This is a genomic window from Vibrio sp. SCSIO 43155, from assembly GCF_023716605.1.
In the GTDB taxonomy this organism is placed as follows: domain Bacteria; phylum Pseudomonadota; class Gammaproteobacteria; order Enterobacterales; family Vibrionaceae; genus Vibrio; species Vibrio harveyi.
In genome coordinates this window covers 616108-631602 of the sequence record NZ_CP071853.1, presented here as the reverse complement: position 1 = coordinate 631602, position 15495 = coordinate 616108, and the positions used below count along the sequence as shown (strand labels likewise).

General features: G+C 44.5%; 13 protein-coding genes. 5 read left to right on the top strand and 8 right to left on the bottom strand.

Features of this window, described 5'->3' with window-relative positions:
- Positions 1–47: 47 nt before the first annotated feature.
- Complete coding sequence (locus tag J4N44_RS19990; protein ID WP_005453572.1) at positions 48–1385, top strand: MATE family efflux transporter; 1338 nt, start codon at positions 48–50, stop codon at positions 1383–1385.
- Between the two features lie 141 nt (positions 1386–1526).
- On the opposite strand, the gene J4N44_RS19985 is transcribed toward J4N44_RS19990, so the two are convergent.
- Positions 1527–2516, bottom strand: coding sequence for a Gfo/Idh/MocA family protein (locus J4N44_RS19985; protein WP_045489885.1), 990 nt, complete (start codon positions 2514–2516; stop codon positions 1527–1529).
- Between the two features lie 59 nt (positions 2517–2575).
- Positions 2576–5212 (bottom strand): hybrid sensor histidine kinase/response regulator, encoded by a 2637-nt coding sequence (locus J4N44_RS19980; RefSeq protein WP_029790051.1) that lies wholly within the window; start codon positions 5210–5212, stop codon positions 2576–2578.
- 631 nt (positions 5213–5843) lie between these two features.
- On the opposite strand from J4N44_RS19980, the gene J4N44_RS19975 reads away from it, so the two are divergent.
- Together J4N44_RS19975 and J4N44_RS19970 are read left to right on the top strand one after the other, a co-directional pair.
- A complete protein-coding gene (locus J4N44_RS19975; RefSeq protein WP_005433296.1) occupies positions 5844–7277 on the top strand; it encodes a glyceraldehyde-3-phosphate dehydrogenase in 1434 nt (477 codons plus the stop codon).
- A gap of 435 nt (positions 7278–7712) precedes the next feature.
- Positions 7713–7934, top strand: coding sequence for a hypothetical protein (locus tag J4N44_RS19970; RefSeq protein ID WP_005442428.1), 222 nt, complete (start codon positions 7713–7715; stop codon positions 7932–7934).
- Between the two features lie 158 nt (positions 7935–8092).
- Here the strand turns inward: J4N44_RS19970 and J4N44_RS19965 are convergent, their stop codons facing one another.
- The 4 genes from J4N44_RS19965 to J4N44_RS19950 all read right to left on the bottom strand — a co-directional run bounded on the left by J4N44_RS19965 (position 8093) and on the right by J4N44_RS19950 (position 10549).
- Positions 8093–8707: a LysE family translocator gene (locus J4N44_RS19965; protein WP_005433441.1), complete on the bottom strand. Its 615-nt coding sequence runs from the start codon at positions 8705–8707 to the stop codon at positions 8093–8095.
- Between the two features lie 108 nt (positions 8708–8815).
- Positions 8816–9730 carry a LysR family transcriptional regulator gene (locus J4N44_RS19960; RefSeq protein ID WP_017188718.1) on the bottom strand — a complete coding sequence of 305 codons (915 nt, stop codon included), beginning with the start codon at positions 9728–9730 and terminating at the stop codon, positions 8816–8818.
- The gene (locus J4N44_RS19955; RefSeq protein WP_252045648.1) at positions 9720–10097 is read right to left on the bottom strand and encodes a nuclear transport factor 2 family protein; all 378 of its coding nucleotides are present in this window, start codon (positions 10095–10097) and stop codon (positions 9720–9722) included. Before J4N44_RS19955 ends, J4N44_RS19960 begins: the two co-directional genes overlap by 11 nt.
- A complete protein-coding gene (locus tag J4N44_RS19950; protein ID WP_017188717.1) occupies positions 10094–10549 on the bottom strand; it encodes an Lrp/AsnC family transcriptional regulator in 456 nt (151 codons plus the stop codon). Before J4N44_RS19950 ends, J4N44_RS19955 begins: the two co-directional genes overlap by 4 nt.
- Positions 10550–10724: 175 nt before the next feature.
- Here J4N44_RS19950 and yjeH point away from each other — a divergent pair, with 175 nt between their 5' ends.
- A complete protein-coding gene (gene yjeH, locus J4N44_RS19945; RefSeq protein ID WP_005453554.1) occupies positions 10725–11993 on the top strand; it encodes an L-methionine/branched-chain amino acid transporter in 1269 nt (422 codons plus the stop codon).
- A gap of 5 nt (positions 11994–11998) precedes the next feature.
- Here the strand turns inward: yjeH and pdxR are convergent, their stop codons facing one another.
- A complete protein-coding gene (gene pdxR, locus J4N44_RS19940) occupies positions 11999–13432 on the bottom strand; it encodes a MocR-like pyridoxine biosynthesis transcription factor PdxR (RefSeq protein WP_045489893.1) in 1434 nt (477 codons plus the stop codon).
- A 100-nt stretch (positions 13433–13532) separates the two neighbouring features.
- On the opposite strand from pdxR, the gene J4N44_RS19935 reads away from it, so the two are divergent.
- A complete protein-coding gene (locus J4N44_RS19935; RefSeq protein WP_038899262.1) occupies positions 13533–14189 on the top strand; it encodes a pyridoxamine 5'-phosphate oxidase family protein in 657 nt (218 codons plus the stop codon).
- On the opposite strand, the gene J4N44_RS19930 is transcribed toward J4N44_RS19935, so the two are convergent.
- Entirely contained in the window at positions 14170–15492 is a 1323-nt protein-coding gene (locus tag J4N44_RS19930; protein ID WP_101905514.1) for an ATP-binding protein, read from the bottom strand. The two genes, J4N44_RS19935 and J4N44_RS19930, sit on opposite strands and share 20 nt — an antisense overlap.
- Positions 15493–15495 lie beyond the last annotated feature (3 nt).

Genomic DNA, 15495 nt, shown 5'->3' with positions numbered 1-15495 from the left:
TGTGTACAATAACACCAATTCTTGTTCCCAAAACACCCAATTTCTCTATGTCTTCTACTTCTTCTAGCGTGCAACCAACGTTAGCAAAACAACTTTTCACTATGACCTGGCCAATGCTGTTTGGCGTATTGTCATTGATGAGCTTCCAACTTGTCGACAGTGCCTTCATTGGGCAACTGGGCGTTTTACCACTTGCGGCACAAGGCTTCACTTTACCATTACAAATGGTGGTTATTGGCATTCAAGTTGGTTTGGGTATTGCCACTACCGCAGTGATATCGAAAGCACTAGGAGCAAACGACACCCACTACGCAAAACAATTAGGTGGGTTAGTCCTAATGATTGGCTCTGTCGGCGTAGCTGTACTTGGTTTGATCATTTGGTTATTGCGTTACCCTATTCTCTCTTTATTAAGCGCACCAGAAACCGTCATGCCAATTATCGACAGCTACTGGCCATGGTGGTTGCTAAGCTCATGGACGGGTGCTGTGCTGTACTTCTATTACAGTATTTGTCGTTCTAACGGTAATACTATGCTGCCAGGCACCATGATGATGGTCACCAGTGTGGTGAACTTAGTGCTCGATCCACTATTCATTTTCACCTTTGATTTAGGCATCAACGGTGCCGCTATCGCTACCATAATCGCGTTCGGGTTTGGCATTTTGGTTGTGGCGCCTCGCGTACAAAAAAATCACTGGGCGACGTTCCAATGGCAAGAGCTGGATGTTGTGAAAAGCGTTCGCTCCATCGGTCACATTATGGGACCGGCAATGATCAGCCAATTATTACCACCACTCTCTTCTATGCTGGCGACGAAGCTATTGGCAGGCTTTGGTACCGCAGCGGTAGCATCATGGGCGTTAGGCTCTCGTTATGAGTTTTTTGCTATTGTTTCTGTACTTGCACTGACGATGTCAATGCCGCCGATGGTTGGTCGTCTACTAGGAGCGAAAAACTACACCGACATTCAGTCTCTCATCTCGATTGCGGTTAAGTTCATACTTGGTTTCCAATTGCTGATTGCTGTGATTACGTTTATCGCTGCAGACCCACTGGCATTATTGATGACCAGCGACGCGCAAGTCACCCATGTACTTGAAATGCACTTGATGATTGTACCTATCAGTTTGGGCTCGCTTGGTGTGTGTATGTTGATGGTTTCGATCTGTAACGCCCTTGGTAAGTCCTACACGGCTCTGACCATTTCGGCACTGCGCCTATTTTTGTTCTTCCTTCCGTGTTTGTGGGTCGGTGCGCAATTGGGTGGGATTCAAGGGCTACTTATTGGCGCGTGTTTGGGTAATATCTTAGCTGGTATCGCGGCTTACTTAACCTATAGAAAAACGATTCGTAAGCTCACAGAAGCGCATGCTGCCGCTTAAATAAGCAAGAAAAACGAAAGCCCTCGCATTGAGGGCTTTATGGTTTTTATACACTGGGGTCTGTTGATCTTTCGCGGTTAAATTTCACTCAAATGGGAACACCTAGCCGAACCCTTTAGGCAGCGTTTGTAAAGAAAGGCGTTAGCCTAGCGCCACTTTATCCGCTGGGAACACAACACCAGTCTGTCTTCTCACCTCAGTGAGCACTTTAGCAACGACAAGTGAGCGCTGCTTCATTTGAGGATCAATCGAGCCAACTTTGAGTTGCTTTGCAAATGCGTGCGCTTCGTAGAACATGTGGTTCTCTTCTTGAGGCAATGTTAGTACTTGTTTACTCTCACCTCGCAAAATGCGCTCAACACCACGTCCTGTGGCAATCATATCTACCAACACACTGCCCTGTTCACCTTGGAATTCACTTGGGATTAGCGAATCGCTTACCTTGGAATGTAATAGGTTCACGTTAAAGCCGTCATACGCCAACGTCACACTGCCACAACCATCGACGCCAGAAGGCAAAATGTGAGCACTTGCTTCTATGCTGTTAGGCTCGCCAAACAACTCAATCGCGGAGCCAACACAGTAGTAACCGATGTCCATAATCGAACCGTTAGAAAATTCTGGATTGAATGTATTTGGATTCTCACCATTTAAATATTTCTGATATCGGGAAGAATACTGACAATAACTGATCGTGGCATGACGAAGAGGGGCGATCGCTGGTAGGCTGTCTTTTAGCACTTGAAAATTCGGCGTATATGGTGACATGAAAGCTTCGAACAACACGACGTTATTTTCTTCAGCGGTCTTAAACATCGCCTGAGCAAGAGGATAGTTTGAAGCCATCGGCTTTTCGCAAATCACGTGCTTACCCGCTTTAAGCATTTGCATTGCCTGAGGAGCATGCAGTGAATTTGGACTCGCTATGTAAACGGCATCGATATCGTTATCAGCCCCTAATGCTTCTAAGCTATCGTAATAAGATTGCGCATTATAAGGCTTGCCAAATTCGCACGCTTTCTCAACATCACGTGAATACACAGCTTGAAGACAAAATTCTTTGGTCTGGAGCGCAGCTTCAACAAATTGTTGAGAGATCCAGTTCGTCCCGATCACAGCAAGTTTGAACATGTTACTTCCTTTTCTTTATCGTTCTAGAAGCCGTAAGGAGTTCGGCTCGCAGACACGATTTAAGCAAGCTTTAGTTCATTAAACAACTCAAACAGTTGATTCGACTTGTAAGGTTTCGGTAAGTAAGCATCCATTCCCGCAGCAAAGCAGTTTTGAATATCTTCTTCGAGCACACTCGCTGTCAAAGCAATAATGGTGATCTTCCCACTTCCTACTTCTTTCTCCCAGCGGCGAATTTCTTTTGTTGCGGTCAAACCATCCATAACTGGCATCATGCAATCCATAAGAATTGCATCAAACTTCTCCCCCTTAGTGATGGCTTCTAATGCCTCTTGCCCATTGCTGGCAATCAGATAATCGTATCCCGCCTTATCTAAGAAAAAGCTGGCTATCTTTTGGTTCATCAAGTTATCTTCAGCAATCAAAATGCGACGATGTGTACGTGACTGGTTGATATTATGAACCACTGCCGAATGTGTGACATGGTAACTTTGAGTATTTTGTTCAATGTGTGCGAGTTCATCAATGGCATGCCTAAAGCGGTTACCTAAAAAAGGTAAAGTCAGCACAGAATGAATACGCTCAGAATTGGTGTAGGTAGAGATCAAATGATGTTGGCAAACAATGATTCGGCTAATATCAACCGTACGCGCTAACTCGTCTATTACAGAATCCAACGCCACTCTGCCATCATGACAATAAAAGATCACTTCCAGCCCCTTTGTAGAAGTCGGTAAATCCTTAATACTGCTTACCTCTGAAAGCTGAATACCAGCTAAACGACACTCTTTCATAATTTGATCGGCATACGCGTAGTTATCTCCAATGAGAATACCGTTACGAATGGTTTCTGAGCGCCAACCTACGGTCGGCAACACTTCCACTTCAATTGAGAACTCAAAACTGGTTCCCACTCCTTTTGAAGACGTCGCGGTTAACTTGCCGCCCATCATAGCCACCAGTTGACGACAAATGGCCAAGCCTAGTCCTGTCCCTCCAAACTGACGTGATATACCTTCGTCTTCTTGAGTAAAAGGCTCGAAGATGGAATCAAGCTTGTCCTTTTCTATACCTACACCGGTGTCAGATACTCGAAAAGTCAAAAATACGCTCTTTTGTGTGGTGGATTCTTGGTAGTCAACATCCACATTGATGCAGCCCTTCTCTGTGAACTTCACCGCGTTCGATACCAAGTTCATGACGATTTGCTTGATTCGATGGTCATCAACCTTGATGCGCGCGGGAATACGCTCATCTAAATTGATATTCAGTTCTAATTGCTTGGACGTGGCTTTGGACTGGAACAAAATCATCGATTGGTACACGACTTCGCGAATATCTGTTTCGATAAGAGAAAGCTGTAAATGACCTGATTCAATCTTAGATAGATCAAGGATGTCATTAAGTAACGTGAGCAAGGTATGCGACGAGGTATCAATATCGGTTAAAACTTCTTTTTGATGATCTGAAAGTTCGCTTTGTGACAGGATCTCTGTCATCCCGATAATCCCGTTCAAAGGGGTTCGAATTTCATGAGACATGCTTGCAAGAAAGACCGACTTTGCGCGGTTTGCCGAAATAGCAGATTCTTTGGTTTGCAAAATCTCTTCTGTTTGTCGGTTTTGCTCCTCCATCATTCGATTAACTTGTTGTGCAAAGATCGTGAACTCATCATTGCCATCAACCACCACCTTCTCCCCTTTTACATGTTCATGGATTAAGGTGTTAAGCGAATAAATAATCGAGTCCAATTTACTATGCACACGATACCAAGTACCAAAGCCTAACCAACATAACAGGATGATGATGACCATCACGCCCGAGGTCATTAGCGTAATGCTCTGCTTTTGCGAACTGACTTGGACCAACAATGCACTTTCAACCTGTTGCGTGAAACCCGCGGTAATGACTTGCAAACGTTGAACACGGTGGTCAAGATCTCGTAAATAAGTCACATAGTCAGATTGGGACATCTCTCCTGCCAATAAACGTCCTCGGGCTTCGATACTCGACAAATAACGAGGAGACGTATACAAACTAAGGAGCTTTTCTACCTGCTCATTTGATGCACCTAACTTTAAGAATCCTTCCAGACTCTGCTGTTGGCGCTCAATGGCTTGAAAGAACATATTTTGATTCGGTTGGCTATCAGGCTGTAGCACCAACCGATACGTCAACCAAGCTTCTTTTTGCGTCCAGTAAGAAAGTTGAGCAAGATAAGCGATGAAATCTTGCATCCAATGTGCTTCATCACTATCAAACAAGTGATTATGTTGAACCAGTGATTGAGACATTTCTTGCAACAGGCGAAACGACCAATCTCCGGCATCCACACTGTCTCTCAAGTCACCAGAGATCAAATCTAACATCGCTCGCTTAAGGTCATCAGAATACTCGGCAGTATAACTGTTCTGTATAAACTTCTCGTAGATAGAAAGCGCTCTATCACGTTGTACTTTCACTTCAATTGGTAAAGGCTGCTCTTCTCCATATCGATGACGCTCCTTCTCCATGTCATAGACAAAATGAGACGCTTCGGAAATCAGTTTCAATCCTTGAATATTACTGACCGTTTGATTGAGTTGATCGACTCTTTGAGAGTTAACGACAAATTGGTGAACGGCAAACACAGAAATAACCACCGCGGGTAACAGTGCGAGTAGAGCTAAACGTAATTTTATAGAAAGTTTTATCATCCGTTTGCCCGTGTTAGGAAAAGGCTCTCGAATTAATACTAGACCACTTTCATAGATTGAATATGAACTTGTATGAAGTGTTTTATCGGCAACTTAATCGGTCTGAACTGCCCAAACGGCTAAAAACAACACTCATTACCCTTCTATACATTGAGGTCATAAGAAGGAAAAATGTGATTGCTTGCAAAATTTTGCTGCATCATTTTTAAACAGATTTAGTTAAACCAACTCATACCATGGGCGAACTTAAAGATACCGCCTAAAATGGCGAAAAACGTTTACCATTTAAGTGTTAAAGATTATCCATATCACATTATTTAAAAGGAAGTTCACCTTGTTACATATACTCACTTTGAGATGAACCTTTATTGTCGCGAAATAAGTTTTATAGATAGGAAAAGTCAATCCCTATAAAACACCGCTTTAGTCACATTAATAAGCCAAAAAATGAATCATACCCCACACTTTTAACTGGATTTATTTTTCCTAGCAGAATAAGACCTCCACCCGTACAATCCGCACACATAATTATTACAACCCAATTACAAAACACCCTCACTTCACGCTCTACCGTTGAGGTAACAGCAGAAAGTAAGGTCAGCCCCCAAAACGTGAAAGGTCCAAAACAACAATGAGTCCAGAGAAATATCTCCAAGACTGGCAAACTAGCCAAACGATTGCTGAATCTATTTCCCCTCTTATTGGTAAGTTATATCGTCAAAAAGGAATCGAAGTGGTTCTGTTTGGTAAAACACTTATCAACGCAACAACCATCGACATTCTCAAAACTCACCGTATTGCAAGACGTTACACCGGAAGCCCTCTTTCTCTTGAACAAACCATGCCAATCATCCAAGCGCTGTGCGAAATGAGCATCTCGTCTTGTCGTGTTGATGTTGGTCAGCTTGCTGGTATGTACTGGAAAGATCACGAAGATACTGCCGCACTTAGCGACTTTTTACACACAGCACTTCAAGGTGCTCGTGATGCCGACTCTTCTCTAGCAGCTCGTGACGTGGTTCTTTATGGCTTCGGTCGTATCGGCCGCCTATTGACTCGCCTGTTGATTGAAAAGAGTGGTCCGGGTTACCCACTTCGTCTGCGTGCAATTGTTGTGCGTGGCGGAAAGAAAGGCGATCTAGAAAAACGTGCTAGCTTGCTCCGTCGTGACTCAGTTCATGGACAATTCAACGGTAGTATCGTGATTGATGAAGAGCGTAAAGCGCTGATCGTGAACGGTAACTACATTCAAATCATTTACGCTAACAGCCCAAGTGATGTGGACTACTCAGTTTACGGCATCAACAATGCACTAGTTGTTGATAACACGGGCGTTTGGCGTGATGCCGAAGGTCTTAGCCAACACGTAGCGTGTAACGGAGCAGAGAAAGTACTGCTTACTGCACCAGGTAAAGGCGACATCAAGAACGTCGTATTTGGTGTGAATGAATCTGTGATTCAAGAAGATGACACTATCATCTCCGCAGCGAGCTGTACGACTAACGCTATCACTCCGGTTCTTAAAGCCCTGAACGACAAGTACGGTGTGCTTTCTGGACACATTGAGACCGTTCACTCTTACACCAACGATCAAAACCTAATCGACAACTTCCACTCAGGCGATCGCCGTGGTCGTAGTGCTTCATTGAACATGGTTCTTACGTCAACAGGCGCAGCGAAAGCGGTAGCAAAAGCACTTCCAGAACTTGCAGGTAAGCTTACAGGCAACGCAATTCGTGTACCGACTCCGAACGTATCAATGGCTGTTGCAAACCTTAACTTGGGTGAAGATGTAGACCGTGATTCGCTGAACGAATACCTACGTGAAATGGCATTAAACTCTGAGCTTTCTGCGCAGATCGATTACACAGATTCGACAGAAATCGTATCAAGCGATCTAGTGGGCTCTCGCCACGCAGGTGTGGTCGACGGTCAAGCAACCATCGCTCAAGACAAGCGCTGTGTACTGTACATCTGGTACGACAACGAATTTGGTTACAGCTGTCAAGTTGTACACTGTATGGAACAAATGATGGGTGTTCGTTACCAAACATTCCCTCGATAAGGTGAACCTTGCTCCACAACGTTAACCACAATGTGTATCGAGCAACACCCCAGCATTTGTTTTAAATAATAAGCGCCTTGCGCATTACTAATATACTTCCCCGCTTATACGCCTGATGACCCTCAGGCGTTTTTTCGTTTTAAGACACTTTGACATTCCTCAGATAAATCGATGCGAAATTGTACGTTAGATACCCAAATGACCTCAATATTCAGAATTCAGAGCGTTGTTACTAGCGCTAGTTCAAAGATAAATCGCTTGCGTAATAGTTCACTATTGCCGAGGGATTTATCAAAGAAATGGCGTTAGTAACACGCTCCCTAGGGCAAGTTGTCTTGCTGAAACTAGAATTTTGAGGTTATTTGGGTATGTTCATGTTTCGTTCATATTCAAACTCGTAGTATGAACCCATAGATTGAAAGAGAGGTCATGATTATGAATCGAATTATCGTTACTGCACTAGCACTGATTACTGGCTTTTTTACTTTGGTATTTAGCCTAATCATGGCGATTCCATTGACCATCGCAGCCCTGATTACTGGTAAACGTATTGAAAAGCGCGTGAAGCAAATGCAACAAGAAATGCATGAAGAGTATGAATTCAATACGGGTAAGTCCGACGCAATTGAAGGCGAGTTTGAAGAAGTTCGTCGCTAACGCTTCTGAAGGTTCCACACTCCCCCTATGTTCCTGAGCAACCTTCTTTGCTGACATCCTATCTCGTTAAGAGTTAGGATGTTTTTTTATTGGTCATCAACGAAAAAGGCTACCATTACGGTAGCCTTTTAACTTCATGAGCAGTGCATTCTACTTGGTTAAATCGTCACAACCACACGCACTGCCAGCAACATTAAAACGATGCCAGACAGTCGGTCAATCAATACAGCCTTTGAGCGAATACGGTCAACAACTCGTGAGTTAGACAATACCAATGTGATGAACGTATACCACAAACCATCAACAACAAATGGGGTCGCGACGATAATCATTTGGTTACTTAGGTCATTACCTAACGCAACAAATTGACTGAACAGTGCAATAAAGAACAGTGCAATTTTCGGACTTAGAATCGAAATCAGAAAACCCTCTCGCGCCGATTGCAAAACCGTCGTCTCTTCACCTGATTCTAACTTCGCCGCTACGCCCCCCTTTGAACGCAATGCATTGAAACCAAGATACGCCAAGTAAGCTGCACCAGCTAAACTAATAGTCTTAAATAACAATGGGCTTTGTTGAAGTACCACGGCCAAACCGATCAAGGTAATGAAAGCATAAATACCGATACCAAACGCGTGTGCCCATGCGGTAGCCAAACCATTCACACGACCACCAGCCAACGAGTGCTTAGCAACAATCGCTAAACTCGGTCCTGGCGACATCGCCCCTAGTAAACACACGGTAAAAAGTGATAACCAAACTGTTAGTGTCATAAGAATCTCCCCTCTTTGACGCTAATCTATCAATGGAATAGGTATAATTAGAAATCAAAGTTTTTCATACTAGCCATGATTTAAAATCATAAGGAAACAATGCATTTATTATCGAATGGAATACTCTGAAATCTGCATAACCGAACGAATCTCTTCGCGCACCCATTTATGTGCAGGATCCGTATCGTATTTTGGATGCCACATTAACCAATACTGATGAATAGGCGTTTCGAGAGGTAGTGCTTTATGGGCTAAGTCCCAATGCTTTGCGAGATTGACCGCAATATGCTCTGGAACCACCATCAGATGTTCACTAGAAACTAGGCGATTGATAGCAGCAGAGAAGAAAGGCACTTTGAACGTGACATGACGTGTATGCCCTAGCTCTCTTAACGCTAAATCGGTATAAGAATCTTTATCTCCACCGCCTGTTACTTTGATATGAGAGTAAGAAATTAAATCTTCAACGCTGATGCTATCTTGCTTTGCTAAAGGATGAGAGGCTTTCATCAAACAGACTGATGAGTCTTCACCAATCTTCACACTAGACACACCTTGAGGCTTCTCTGGATACATGGAAGACGCGATATGAATACCAGTCTCATGAAGCTTATCTAGAAAGTCTGGTTGCCACAATCGATACGCCATATCCAACCGAGGAGCAAAGCCACTCAAGTGCGCGGCAATGTCAGGGAGTACGTATTGTGCGACGTAGTCACTCGATGCCAATACTAGCTCCCCTTTCCAATCTGCGGGTTCAAAAGGCTTGTCATCGAGAAGATGATCGAACTCAGCCAATAAGTCGTCCAACTTCTCTTTTAGAAGTAGTGCTCTTGGCGTTGGAATCAGTTGGTTCCCCTGTCGAACCAATAAGGGATCGCCGCACAACTCACGTAACTGCGCTAACTGACGGCTTACCGCCGATTGGGTGATATGCAAACGCTCGGCAGTTTTGCTCACATGGCACTCTTCAAGCAATACATGCAGAGAGCGCAGCAGATTCAGATTGATGTTATTCAGCACGTTCTACCCATTTCGCACGCCAATCTGCGGCGGTATACTCTTCTGGCCAATATTCAACTTGTTTGCAAATCAACCCATCTCGCACGGTGTGAAAAGTAATCGCCCGATCGGAGCGAACGCCATCGCTTACTATAACGTCAGTGACCACTTGCTCACCGTCACTTACGATACGCTCTATAGTAAAGATCCACTCACCTTCTGCTGGATAAGCAGAGTTCAATTGGGCAAAATTCTTTCTGCCACGAATCACTTCTTTCGTCAGTGGCCAAACTACTTCACTATCAGGCGCAAGGAGTTCCGCTGCTGCATAGAAGTCATTGCTTGCCATTACTTTCCAGAAGTTGAGGACGATGTCTTTCTCGGTCATTTTACGAACTTGCTCCCTGTCGTATTGAAAAACTCCGTTAACACGGTATGTGTCATCACGTTACGAAGCTCTGGATAGCTTTGGATATAATCTCGAATCTCGTTGAGGCGTGCGATATTCGGTACTTCGACAAACAGCATCATATCGGTTTCACCACTGATTGCATGGCACCATTTCACACCATCAATTTTGTACAGATCATTCGCGTAGTTATCACAGTGATGACTAGAGGCTGATGTATCAAACTTCAGCGCCATATACGCACAAATCGTCGACTCTTTGGATGTCGCAATATCGGCATGATAGCCAAGGATCACTTGGTCATTTTCAAGCTTTTTGATTCGAGCTGTCACAGCAGAACGTGACAAGCTAACTTGCTCTGAGATTTCAGTAATAGAGAGACGGGCATTCTGCCGTAATAGATCTATGATCTGATGATCAAATTTGTCCATAACATCACCAAGCTTTCCTTAATTTTTTCATTCTACTCAATTACAACTTATTGAAAACCGACAATTTGCTGTTTATCGGTAAAACAACCGTCATTTTGACGGTCGACAACATCATTTTGATATGCAGAATTTAGATATGCTTGTGGCTTGCATTACCTAGATGTTCGAGGTCGTTATGGAACAACTCAAAAAAGACATTACGCTGATATCAGGAATTGGTCAGCTATCGACAACCTTAATGGGCACGGGTCTATTTATGATTCCAGCGATTGCCGCTGGCATTGCAGGGCACTTCTCACTTTGGGCTTGGATTATTTTATTCATTGCTATTTGTCCCATCGCTTTGACTTTCGCTCAGTTGGGCAAGCGCTATCCAAGTGCTGGCGGCACGGCGTATTTTGTTCGTAAAGCATTTAATAGCAAACTAGAGAGCAGCGTCGCGTGGTTATTTGTTAGTGTTATTCCTGTTGGTGTCCCTGCTGCTGTCGCACTTGCCGCTGGCTTTTTACAACAACTGTTACCAGAGTCCATTAGTAACCACCTTTTCGCTCAAATTCTCACAGTGGCTCTGTTAGTGGTCGTTAATCTACTTGGCACTAAATCATCGGGGCGGCTCCAGACGGTCATCGCATTGAGCATTTTTGCTTTAGTCGGTGCATTTTTGTGGAAAGGCGATGTGGGACCTGTTGATTTAAGCATGCCTAAGATAACGACGGATTCGACATGGTCAGTTGCTGCAGCGCTTGGTGTCATGTTCTGGTGTTTTGTCGGAATAGAAGCCTTTGCACACATGGGAGAAGAGTTTAAGAACCCGCAACGAGACTTCCCGATCGCGATCATCGTTGGCTGCTTTGTCGCGGGTGCAACCTATTGGGCATGTTCTGTCGTGATATTGAAGTTTGGTGCTTACGGCAGTGCTGAGTTCGACAGCGCATCAATTCCTTGGTTGAGCGCACATCTATTTGGTGATCATGCGAAATGGCTTATCAGTATTATTGGTTTCTCAGCATGTTTCGCTAGTGTAAACCTCTACACTCAAAGTCTGGCTCGAATGGTGTGGGCGCAAGCAAGAGAACACAAGCCAACCAGTGCTATCGCGAGAGTGTCCGTTCGGGGCGTTCCTGCCAATGCAACGCTAGTCGTTGGCGCCATTTTGCTTGCTTCTTGTGTTATTGGTTCGCTATCGGGACTGGATTTGGAGTTCTTCCTTAAGCTCGCGAATGGCATTTTTGTTCTGGTCTACCTGCTTGCTATGCTTGCCGCTTATAAGTTGTTGCAAGGCTGGGGAAAGACGCTCGCGGGAATTTCTTTGGTATTGTGCACCGCAGTGTTCATTTGTTTGGGTTGGTCTATGCTTTACGCCATCACTATTTTTGCCGTGCTGTCTTTACCGTGGAAGCAATGGCGAAAAAAGAACCCTAAACGGGTGATTGAGCAAGACTGATACTCTTATTCAAACAGCTCAGAAATCTGTTCAACCAGAGCATCAATCTCACCAAGCGCGACATTGCCATAACCAAGAACCACTCCTTGCCAATCTCGCACTTTATACTCTGGGTGCTCATAAAAACTCATCGGGCGCAGCACGATACCTCGAATCTTCGCTCGCTGTGTCCATTCGTTCTCATCAATACCTTGTTGCCACTTCAACGTAATATGAAGACCGGCAGCTTGACTGATCACCTTAACTTTATCACCAAAGTGTTTTTCTATCGCCATACACAATTGCTCATGTTTGGTTTTGTACAGTCGACGCATTTTACGAATATGGCGGAGTAACCCTCCTTCAGTGATGAAATCAGCCAAAGCCTCTTGAGTATGAGAGGGAGAATCCCCGCTTAGCGCATCTTTAATCACTAAGCATTCTTCAACTAAAGCATCCGGTACAACAAGATACCCAAGCCGCAACCCGTTAAACATGACTTTACTAAAAGAGCCTACATAAAGAACGCGATCATCACGTCCCATTTGGGCTGCAAGCCCTTGCAAGCTGGTATATGGGCGATGGGCAAACTGAAACTCACTGTCGTAATCATCTTCGATAATCCAACGTGACTGTTGCACCGCCCAGTTAATGATCTTTCCTCTTTGTTCGGTATTAAGCGTTGTGCCCATCGGATATTGGTTACTTGGCGTGACATATAAAGCATCTGCATTGCTGGCCGTTACCGCTTCCACATCGAAACCCAATTGCTCTCGAATATAGAGGGGCTCAAATTGATATTGCTGGAATTGAATCAACTTACGCATTTGCGCGTAGCCCGGTTGTTCCATCAAGACTTTGCTACCCGGCTTAAGAGTAACCATAGTGGCAATCGACAACGCTTGCTGAGCCCCGGAGGTAATAATTATCCGCTCAGGGGAACAGCTCACAGAGCGGCTTGATGCAAGGTAGTTAGCTAAAGCGCAACGCAATGCCCAGCTTCCTTGAATATCTTGATTGCCCAACAAGCACGTGCGAGACATATGGCGTGCGAGTAACTTTTGCCATTGAGCCATCGGAAATGCGTCCAAATCAGGCACACCCGGTGCAAATGCACGGTTGATATCAAAGTTACTTTTCGGTGATAAGCCCTTCTTTTCTGAATTAGGCTCAGGCAGATACTGCTCTGGTAATTCCACTGCGACATAAAATCCCGAGCCTTTTTGGCTGATTAAATAACCTTCCGCCACCAACTGCTCATAGGCTGCGATCACCGTATTCCGGCTGATATTAAGCCCTTGTGAGAGTTTTCGTGTTGAAGGTAACTTGCCGTTTTTTGCCCACAATCCTTGAACAATTTTCTCGCGAATTGCGAAAAATAGCGCCTGTTGACGCGTCCCATCACTGTGCTTTAAGTACAAGTCACCAATATCAATCAAAGACAAACTGGATCCATCCATAAGTTAAAACTGGCTCTCTTTAAGCTACCAGTTAAGCGCTACATTGCAATCAAAGATTGAGGAGCAAGTGCTTACCCATATGAGTAAATAAGGAGAAAAAATGTTATCCAGCACCAATAGAACCGAGATAAAGAAAGGCGCACATAAGGCGGTGACGGATGTCGATAAGCTACATGCCATAATAGACGAAAGCTTGATCGCCCATATTGCAATAACCAATGATACGGGTCCGGTGGTTATCCCTATGTTGGCTTGGCGTGTCGACAATTATGTCTATATCCATGGCGCGAACAACAGCCGGCTATTACGCTCGCTCAAACAAGGAGTACAAACGTGCCTAACCTTTACTTTATTTGATGGTTGGGTGTTAGCTCGAAGTGCTTTTCATCATAGCGCACATTATCGCAGTGCCGTCGTCTTTGGGCAGTTTGAAGTCGTAGAAGATAATAATGAGAAAGACAGACTTCTGAATCATTTTATTGAGCAAATTGCGCCAGGTCGAACCGAAGAAGTGCGTTTGAGTAACGAAAAAGAGCTCAAAGCGACCATGTTACTGCGCATCTCCTTGGTGGAAGCATCGGTCAAAGTCAGTAACTTTGGCGTCAACGACGATGCAGAAGACATGGATCTTCCCGTTTGGGCGGGAGTCTTGCCGTACCGAACTGTGGTAGGTCCGCTTCAAGCTTGTGACGACTTATATGAAGGTATATTAGAACCAGATTATCGTAGTGCTTACCCTAATCGTTGGCAGGAATAAGCACCGTAAAGCGCGCCCCACCTAAATGGCTTTCGCCGACAGAAAGCTCCCAACCCAGTTGCCTTGCTGCACTGGTTGCAATGGCTAACCCCAAGCCAAACCCTTTCACGTCGGCGTTACGGCTCCCATCTAAACGTGAGAACGGGATAAACACTTCTTCACGTTTCTCTTCCGGAATGCCAGGACCATCGTCTTCAATATCAACAATCCAAAAGTGCTCTACAGAACGAATCGTGACCTCTACGCTGAATTCCCCATAACGTTTTGCGTTTTGCAGTAAGTTATCCAGAACCAAGTTCCCTAACGTTGGCTGTAGATGGATAGACTGGTAATCGAGATCATTTTCAACGGTCAGCTTTGCTTGTTCTAACCCACGATAATTCATGCGACTCTTGCACCACAAAGGCAACTCAATCGTTTCGATAGAGTCTTGTAACGAATGGTTCTTAAGGCTAAGTCGAGAAAGCATCACGATGTCGGATGTCAGATCCGTAACGACGTCTACGTAACGCTCAATGTCATCATGCAGTTCAGCTTGCATCTCACCCTCAGTACGCCTTGCTAAATCAGTGGCTAATTGGATTCGACTAAGTGGCGTTCGAACTTCATGAGGGATGGCTTGAGTAAAAATGTGTGTTTGACGCACTCTTCTTTCGATTTCTTCAGACATACCATTAAAGCCGCTCGCCAGCTCTTTAATCGGTGAAGAGTATTGTTCCAACTTAACGCGAGTATTCAGCTCACCTGAGCCAAATAATCCTTGTGCCTTAGTCAGTTGTCGAATCTGACGATCCAACCTTCGTACAGGGATGTATACCATAACTCCGAGGCTACAAATCACCGTGAGCAGTAGCGTCAAAATAAAGATGATTTCGGAGTCTTCATCCCAATCAATATCCGGGCTGAAAAAATCACTCTTTTCTTTAAACACTAAGCTCTGAGTGGTATTAGGCAAAGGAAACACTGCGGCGTATATGCTTCCATCAATCAAATAGACCGGAACGCCTTGCATTCGATAAAGTAACTCGCAGTCCAAGCAAGGTGGCGTGCCATCCCAATTGTCGACAAGCGTTAAATCAAAGATGAAGAAATCTTGCTTTCCGTTTGCCGTTAACTTTTTGTAGAGAGAATCCGGCGTACCTCGTTGTTCAATGTATTGATCAACAAAGTAAGCACCATCGTTGAGAAAAACACTGACTTCTGTTTTGCGCATATACTCGCCCCCCATAAAAAGGAACAAGCCAATCGTTAACGCAAGACCTGTCACCAGCCCTACATAGAGACGGGAAAACACAGAGAACATCGA

What these genes read in the sequence shown, in the direction of transcription:
- J4N44_RS19990 (WP_005453572.1), top strand. Translation starts at nt 48, where the DNA reads ATGTCTTCTACTTCTTCTAGCGTGCAACCAACGTTAGCAAAACAACTT.
- J4N44_RS19985 (WP_045489885.1), bottom strand. Translation starts at nt 2,516, where the DNA reads ATGTTCAAACTTGCTGTGATCGGGACGAACTGGATCTCTCAACAATTT.
- J4N44_RS19980 (WP_029790051.1), bottom strand. Translation starts at nt 5,212, where the DNA reads ATGATAAAACTTTCTATAAAATTACGTTTAGCTCTACTCGCACTGTTA.
- J4N44_RS19975 (WP_005433296.1), top strand. Translation starts at nt 5,844, where the DNA reads ATGAGTCCAGAGAAATATCTCCAAGACTGGCAAACTAGCCAAACGATT.
- J4N44_RS19970 (WP_005442428.1), top strand. Translation starts at nt 7,713, where the DNA reads ATGAATCGAATTATCGTTACTGCACTAGCACTGATTACTGGCTTTTTT.
- J4N44_RS19965 (WP_005433441.1), bottom strand. Translation starts at nt 8,707, where the DNA reads ATGACACTAACAGTTTGGTTATCACTTTTTACCGTGTGTTTACTAGGG.
- J4N44_RS19955 (WP_252045648.1), bottom strand. Translation starts at nt 10,097, where the DNA reads ATGACCGAGAAAGACATCGTCCTCAACTTCTGGAAAGTAATGGCAAGC.
- J4N44_RS19950 (WP_017188717.1), bottom strand. Translation starts at nt 10,549, where the DNA reads ATGGACAAATTTGATCATCAGATCATAGATCTATTACGGCAGAATGCC.
- yjeH (WP_005453554.1), top strand. Translation starts at nt 10,725, where the DNA reads ATGGAACAACTCAAAAAAGACATTACGCTGATATCAGGAATTGGTCAG.
- pdxR (WP_045489893.1), bottom strand. Translation starts at nt 13,432, where the DNA reads ATGGATGGATCCAGTTTGTCTTTGATTGATATTGGTGACTTGTACTTA.
- J4N44_RS19935 (WP_038899262.1), top strand. Translation starts at nt 13,533, where the DNA reads ATGTTATCCAGCACCAATAGAACCGAGATAAAGAAAGGCGCACATAAG.
- J4N44_RS19930 (WP_101905514.1), bottom strand. Translation starts at nt 15,492, where the DNA reads ATGTTCTCTGTGTTTTCCCGTCTCTATGTAGGGCTGGTGACAGGTCTT.